The sequence below is a fragment of the Bradyrhizobium sp. CCBAU 45389 genome (assembly GCF_028128625.1).
Taxonomy (GTDB): domain Bacteria; phylum Pseudomonadota; class Alphaproteobacteria; order Rhizobiales; family Xanthobacteraceae; genus Bradyrhizobium; species Bradyrhizobium liaoningense_B.
Genome location: NZ_LBIY01000082.1, coordinates 129,754 through 135,976, shown reverse-complemented (window position 1 = coordinate 135,976; position 6,223 = coordinate 129,754). Strand labels below are relative to the sequence as shown.

Genomic DNA, 6,223 nt, shown 5'->3' with positions numbered 1-6,223 from the left:
TGATCTTGGAATCGCGGTCGCTGAGAAGAACCTCGTAGAACAGTTGACCTTTGTTACTCTTCAGGCGCGGCCCACCATTGATTGACCTCGTCATGATTTGCGTCAACACAAGGGAATCACGCTCGCCGGCTCGCCTCGGCCGAGGGAATATCCGCTCCCCGGGGAGGACCGGAGTTGATCGATACAGACCCAAAACGACACGATCGACCCGTTCGGACCTTCGATCGGCACCGGAACTACGGGCGACAATGACTTTGGTGAGCGTTGTTTGAGCTGCTCTGGCTTAGGCGCAGGACTTGATAAGGTATCTTAGGTGTGGTGAGTGTGGGGAAAGGCGGTAGCGCTCCCCCGCTATCAACGATCCCCCCGACATAGCCATGTTTGGGAATAGGGCTGGATTGCCGCAGAGGGCCGCTAGCCGCCCCTTGATATCAATCCGCACACTCCGGTCATCCTCGGCATTAGCCTTTGTCCCGGCACCGCCCGGTCGGCTGGGACTGGCATGCACGACAATGGCCGTCACCAATTCGCGGATGGCCGCGAACTCGGTCGGGGCACCGCGCTTCAACTCTGTAGCCAGTTCCACAACGGCGCGCTTGTAGCGGTCGAGCGCCTTGGGGGCAGGGCGATGATGTTGTCGCCTTCTTTGGCGCTTTCGAGCCCGGCTGCGACCATGATCTTCTCTGCCTCAAGTTCCTGCATGCGGGCGACGAGCTGCTCCGGCGGTATGCCGGCAACTACGAAGCAGTCAACGATCCGCGGCCGAGTTGGCGGCCGAGCGCTTTCGTGCAGCATGTGATCCACGCTGATACGGCAGCCGTGCGACGTTCTGCACCAGATCGCGTGCGGTAATCGACGACATCGGGGATCAAAAGGCACAGCGGATGTAACCGGCTTGATGACCTTGAAGGGCCCCGACGTGCAATATCGTCGGGGCCGTTGCCTAGGAAGCACGCGCAAATCCGTTCTTCATCTATTCAGCGGCTCTAGGAAATGTTTCGTTCGCTGTGAGGCGGCCCTGCGCGCATTGAGTGACTTCGCAAGCACCCGTGCTTTGCGTTATTTTGACGCAAACCTTTGCTGGGGTATCCTGATCATATTGCTCGGAATACCGCCCCGGGTCGGAACTCGAAAACTGCGTCACTGAGCGAGTTTTTTGAACAAAGTAGCCGCCCGGGTGCTTTGGATGGATGCAGTCCCCCACCTGTCCGGCGCTGCAACCCGGGTTGGGGCCGTGCGAACAGGTCTTCATTACGGTATCCGAGGTTACAGGCTGAGTATCCCATACAACCTGGGGCGGATCCCTTACGATGACCTTGGAGTTCGTTTCACCGCCGACCTTTAGCTGAAGAAAAACATCGCCGTTGCCAGTACGCTCAATGACTATTTGCTCCGTTTTTCCCTGAGTCCACTTCTCGGGCTTGCTGACTAGGGTGCCACCTTTTACGAGAGGTGGTGCATCATAGTTTGCATTTGCATCGTCGAGGTTTCTTCCAACCCAGAACGCCTCGAACGTGAGAAAATCTCCCTCTCTACTGCGCAACCAGATAGGCAGCCCCGCCGATTTGTGATTGAGGCAGCTTTCGTAAGCGGCTATGGCTCGCGCCGAGTAAGTTTGTGAAAAATAGCTTGTCGCATAGGAGCTGCGGTAGTCAAATTTCGTAGCTTGAGCTATCCGAACAGCTTTTTCCTTGGCTTCAGCGTAGCTGCCCGAGCCGGAAATCAACCCATAGGAACCACTCAAGGCGCCGCTCTTTTTTGCTTGATCGAATTCCTCCTGACTTGCGGTAAGAACAAAGGCCAGCTCGGTTTCTCCCGTGGCGCGAATGTCCTTCATCTCTTGAACCAAGAAAGCTCGCGGGTCACATTGCGCTTCTGCGTAGTTTGTGAAAGCAAACAATGCGACGGCGCTTGCGCACATAGCGCAAAGGAACGCACTGAGGCGGGTCATTTTCCTAACCTCCGCATGAGATGATTAAACAACCAATGCTTGAGCGCCGCTCACCGCTCGTCAAGGGCGAACGTAACTATTCTTAGTACTTGACATTGCGGCAACGGATGCGTGTACATCAACGGCAGGTCGCCCCGCGTGTTGGAAAAATGCCGCGAACCCAAAAACTCGCCCCAGGGATCGACTGAAAGACCTCATCGCAACACGCGCAGCTAACGCGCGCGTCCCATGCGCGTGATGAGGCGCACGCGATCGCCGTCGCGCTCCATGCGGAGGCGATATCCGTCGTACTTCACCTCATGGAGCCAATCTGGGCCGTTCGGGACCGTGGTGCCTTTGGTTGGCAGGCAAAATTCGAATGAACGCATGCGGGAAAAATAGGCATTCTCGCCTGATTTGCGAGGGCGACTTCGTGAGCGCGGACTAATGGGCTGTGGGCTAGGCTCCACAACCTCTGGCAGAGACATTGCTACCAAGCTACTTGGAATAGACTTTTTTCAGTCAGACGCTTTTGTATAGCACTTCCTTGGTTTGGCCATGCCGCACCTTCCGAACCTCAATCCGGTTCGCCCCGGTCCCGGTCCTGAACAGCGACTGCGCAACTTGCAGCGCAGGTTCCGTGCGGTGTCGTCGCGTCATGATCGTGCTATCAAGCTGCGCCGTGTCATGAACGCGGCGATGGCGATCTCAGCCGTTACACTAGCTGTTGCGGTCTTCGGGGTCTTGGCTTCGAGCCCTTGGCCGGTCACGACAACGCTCAGACATATCGCGTCCGCGCCCAACTGTGAGTTTGCCCGCTTGTTTGGCTTGGCACCGGCGAGGCTGGGAGAGCCGGGGTACTGGAGACATCATGATCGCGACAGGGACGGAGTTGCTTGTGAGCCATGGCCGTCGCGGTAGTTTAAGGTTCGTGTTTCGGCCAATTCTCTAGCGGCCCAAGGCTGAGCTCCAAGACATTTAATGGGGCCCCCAGCCGGAAACATGTTGAAACGGGAGGAGGTAAATGTGGGAGCTTACCTACGAACTGATAAAAGCGCTGATCGTTGAGGCTTTGAAATGGGGAATTCTCGCCCTTGGCGGCTGGCTAATCCTGAATGTTGCGCCAATCACAAGATCGATTGCCAAGAAGGGCATTCCTCGCTCTATGGTCATCACCATCATTGCGGCTGTGACCATATCTGGCTTCCTGAATGGCGCTATCACAATACTCTACAACGATTACCAAATAGCTCGCCTTGGCGAGTGGGGCCAGGATCCTGGTCCCTTGGACCCCAAAAACGTCAACGGCGGTTATGGGCCAGTCACGGCGACTTGTCCAAAAGGCTCTTACGTCGTGGGCGTCCGCAACTACGGTAACACGGCTAAGCCATATTGCATCGGGTGCTTCGTGGCCGTTCAGGTATTGTGCCGAAAGCTGAATAACTGACCTTGTTGTTTGCCCACATGTGCAACCTTTACAGCATCACCACCAACCAAGCCGCCATCCTCGCGCTCTTCCGCGTGGTCAACCGCTACGTCGGCAACCTACAGCCAATGCCCGGAGTCTTTCCGGACTACCCGGTGCCGGTGATCCGCAACACGGAAGGCGGGACTGAGATGACGCTCATGCGCTGGGGCATGCCGCCGCCGCCGCGCGCGGGTGGCCCGCCAGTTACTAACATCCGTAATACGTCATCACCACATTGGCGCGGCTGGCTAAAGCCCGAGAACCGTTGCCTTGTGCCGTTCAACAGCTTCGCCGAATAACCGCTTCCGACGAAGCCGCAACTGAAATCTATCGACGGCTGATGGAGCAACTACAGCGGGCGGGATTGCGGCGGAGCGGTTACATTATTTCCCTCATGATCTGGGCGATAAAGAACAAATCGCAAAGTGAGATATTAAACGAGGCGGTCCTTTTGCAGAACTTGATCGACTATGTTCTGGGGCGCATGGATTACACATCAGTTCTGCGACGAGAGTTTGATTTCCACTCTAAGGGGGCATGCTCATCTCTAAAGTGAAGAAGAAGGCGTACACAGGCAGCTCGAAGCAGCCTGAGGATTAGGCGGGTTTTCTATCCGATCGCGCCGCCCTCGATCCGGTGTGGACGTCATTCACCGATGGATACCAGATACTCAGGTTAGCTGTGTCGGGGGGAACGCAGGTAGCGCTCCCCCGCTACCAACGCTTCAGTATGGCGTTCACTTCGATAGTCCGTCCGATGCTCAGACAAAAGCGACGCATCTTAACGACCTCGCTGCGGTGGCGACGAAGAAATCGAACATGACGTTCGAGGACGTTAAGGAGTTGCCGTTCCCGCTCATGCAGGGTTACCGCATCATGCGCCTTTGCAATCGCGCCCTATATGAAGTGAGGGACGCGAAGCCCGATGGTGTTTCGCGGATCGAAGTCAACGTGGTTCAGCTCGGCATTGCAAAGGGGGAGTTCTAGTGGAGCGAATCCAGTACGCGCCCCGGCGGGGCGCAACGTATGAAGCGTCGCTGGACATCCTCGTGCCTGCGCTCGCGAGGCTGCGTGAATGTCAGACCTCGATTGATGCTCTCGTGCTAATTGACTCGCTGCCGGACATGATCTTGCCCGGCTTGGCTTACGTGGCTTCGCGCCGACAGTACGTTCCGCGCGACGCGGTGCAGGCCGTGGTGACGTACTGCGGGCCGTTGTTCCTAGAGCGGTGCCTGGGGCGTCGTCGTTCGCGAGAACTGCTTAAGCGCTGCCCCAAGCGGGCGGCATGCTCAGGCCTCGTGAGGTACGATGCCTGACAGTCTGTAAGGTTTGTCGCCTCACAAACCTTACGTTCTGGGCGCCTATTATCGTTGTGACACGCGCGTCGTCTAGGTAGCGAAGCCCTCGCACGCGAAAAATAAAGCCGTTGTCGATCCGGGTCAGTTCGCACAAAAGTCGGTCGAGCCGCTGATTCCAGGGCGGGTCATTTATCAAACCGAGGGTATGGGGCAAGGGGAATGCAACTAATCGCTACAAGGCACTACCACGACTGTAATCCCGTCACGCGTGAAGAATACGAGCTGCAAGACCGGATGTACCGTAAGTCTGACGTTGATTTCGTCCTGAGGGTGGCAGGCTCCCTGCCGGGCGATCCCGCAATCGAACAGTCGTACGGTCTCGAAGGTGTATTTGAGTGGCTGCGAGAATGTCCGGAGCAGATCGAACGGACGGTAATCGAGAAGACCTAGCTCGACTCATGGAGCTGGTAGTCACGCGGCACATATGGGGCCGGGGCCTGACCGCGGAGCAGATGCAAGACACCCTTGCGTCTGCTCTCGACGAAGGCCGACGCCACTTAGTGCGCGTCCGCAAGGGACCGGACGAGCAGATGGAGATTGAATTTAAGGCTGAACTAGGGGATGTGGGACGCGCGTTCGTTGAAGCGTCCAAGAGCGCTCCCGACAACCGGCCTAGTTGAACGCCATGAGCTTTGACGGGTTACCGGCGCTTTCGCACTCGCGGTAACAGGCGGGTACGCGATTGTCCCGAGCAAAAATCGCTCGCCGCAATTGAAGGCGAGGCCTCCGTAAGATAGGCTACGCGAGCAGCCATCCGGGAGGCGGCCCATGACAGGCAAAACCTTCAAGCAGCAAGTCATCGGAACGATCTTAATAGTGCTCCTACTTTCCCTACTTTCGTTAGCCGCTAGTTGTTGGGGTAACCCAAATGCTAGCGACCCATATAGCAGCGCCCTGCGGGTCGTTCCTGCGGTTTTGATTCCTATCGGGGCTGCTTGGCTCGCGTTCTGCGTTCAGCGGAGGGTTGCTTTCACGAAAGCCCTCTTTGATGTGTGGCAGAAAATTGTGGTTACAGTTCAGGACTCAATACAGTACACGCATTCGCCAACGCACACGCAGGCTGAATACGCGAAGGTCATGCACAGCCTAAGTTGCCGAATAGATGATGTACGGGGTGCGTTTCGGAATGTAGGGGAAGAGCGCACAGCTTTGTCCCATGAAACCAGAAAATTCGTTTTGGCCATTCAACATGCTAAATCACTAAGCGCCTGCGCAAGTGCGTTGGCGACGTACGGCTTCCCAGAAAAGAAATCTATCGGTCTTTATCCATTCGAAAGTCTAAAGCAGATTTCTGCCGTCATCTCACGCTTGGGCTACGGCAGTTCGATAACGTCGCAAGACTCCGAAATCGCACGGGATACAATATTAGCACTCTGGGGGATACTCCGTGGAGAGTTGTTGAAGGAGCTCGACAGAGATTATCCTGATTACCCTGATACACCGTTCAAAGCTTAGTGGCCTCATCGAT

General features: G+C 56.4%; 6 protein-coding genes and 1 pseudogene. 5 read left to right on the top strand and 2 right to left on the bottom strand.

Features of this window, described 5'->3' with window-relative positions:
- Nucleotides 1–564 precede the first annotated feature (564 nt).
- Both XH79_RS13795 and XH79_RS13790 read right to left on the bottom strand, forming a co-directional pair.
- Entirely contained in the window at nucleotides 565–702 is a 138-nt protein-coding gene (locus XH79_RS13795) for a hypothetical protein (RefSeq protein WP_271582017.1), read from the bottom strand.
- A gap of 271 nt (nucleotides 703–973) precedes the next feature.
- Complete coding sequence (locus XH79_RS13790) at nucleotides 974–1,951, bottom strand: hypothetical protein (protein ID WP_128948388.1); 978 nt, start codon at nucleotides 1,949–1,951, stop codon at nucleotides 974–976.
- Between the two features lie 537 nt (nucleotides 1,952–2,488).
- On the opposite strand from XH79_RS13790, the gene XH79_RS43110 reads away from it, so the two are divergent.
- The 5 genes and pseudogenes from XH79_RS43110 (at nucleotide 2,489) to XH79_RS13765 (ending at nucleotide 6,210) form a co-directional block, all read left to right on the top strand.
- Nucleotides 2,489–2,851, top strand: a complete 363-nt coding sequence (locus tag XH79_RS43110; RefSeq protein WP_333921836.1) for an excalibur calcium-binding domain-containing protein — start codon at nucleotides 2,489–2,491, stop codon at nucleotides 2,849–2,851.
- 103 nt (nucleotides 2,852–2,954) lie between these two features.
- Nucleotides 2,955–3,377, top strand: coding sequence for a hypothetical protein (locus XH79_RS13780; RefSeq protein ID WP_128948389.1), 423 nt, complete (start codon nucleotides 2,955–2,957; stop codon nucleotides 3,375–3,377).
- Between the two features lie 17 nt (nucleotides 3,378–3,394).
- A pseudogene (locus XH79_RS13775) lies at nucleotides 3,395–3,694 on the top strand (SOS response-associated peptidase family protein); the annotation flags it as partial.
- Between the two features lie 522 nt (nucleotides 3,695–4,216).
- Nucleotides 4,217–4,384: a hypothetical protein gene (locus XH79_RS13770; protein ID WP_164937378.1), complete on the top strand. Its 168-nt coding sequence runs from the start codon at nucleotides 4,217–4,219 to the stop codon at nucleotides 4,382–4,384.
- A 1,139-nt stretch (nucleotides 4,385–5,523) separates the two neighbouring features.
- Nucleotides 5,524–6,210 (top strand): hypothetical protein, encoded by a 687-nt coding sequence (locus XH79_RS13765; protein ID WP_128948390.1) that lies wholly within the window; start codon nucleotides 5,524–5,526, stop codon nucleotides 6,208–6,210.
- Nucleotides 6,211–6,223 lie beyond the last annotated feature (13 nt).

What these genes read in the sequence shown, in the direction of transcription:
- XH79_RS13795 (WP_271582017.1), bottom strand. Translation starts at nt 702, where the DNA reads ATGCAGGAACTTGAGGCAGAGAAGATCATGGTCGCAGCCGGGCTCGAA.
- XH79_RS13790 (WP_128948388.1), bottom strand. Translation starts at nt 1,951, where the DNA reads ATGACCCGCCTCAGTGCGTTCCTTTGCGCTATGTGCGCAAGCGCCGTC.
- XH79_RS43110 (WP_333921836.1), top strand. Translation starts at nt 2,489, where the DNA reads ATGCCGCACCTTCCGAACCTCAATCCGGTTCGCCCCGGTCCCGGTCCT.
- XH79_RS13780 (WP_128948389.1), top strand. Translation starts at nt 2,955, where the DNA reads ATGTGGGAGCTTACCTACGAACTGATAAAAGCGCTGATCGTTGAGGCT.
- XH79_RS13770 (WP_164937378.1), top strand. Translation starts at nt 4,217, where the DNA reads ATGACGTTCGAGGACGTTAAGGAGTTGCCGTTCCCGCTCATGCAGGGT.
- XH79_RS13765 (WP_128948390.1), top strand. Translation starts at nt 5,524, where the DNA reads ATGACAGGCAAAACCTTCAAGCAGCAAGTCATCGGAACGATCTTAATA.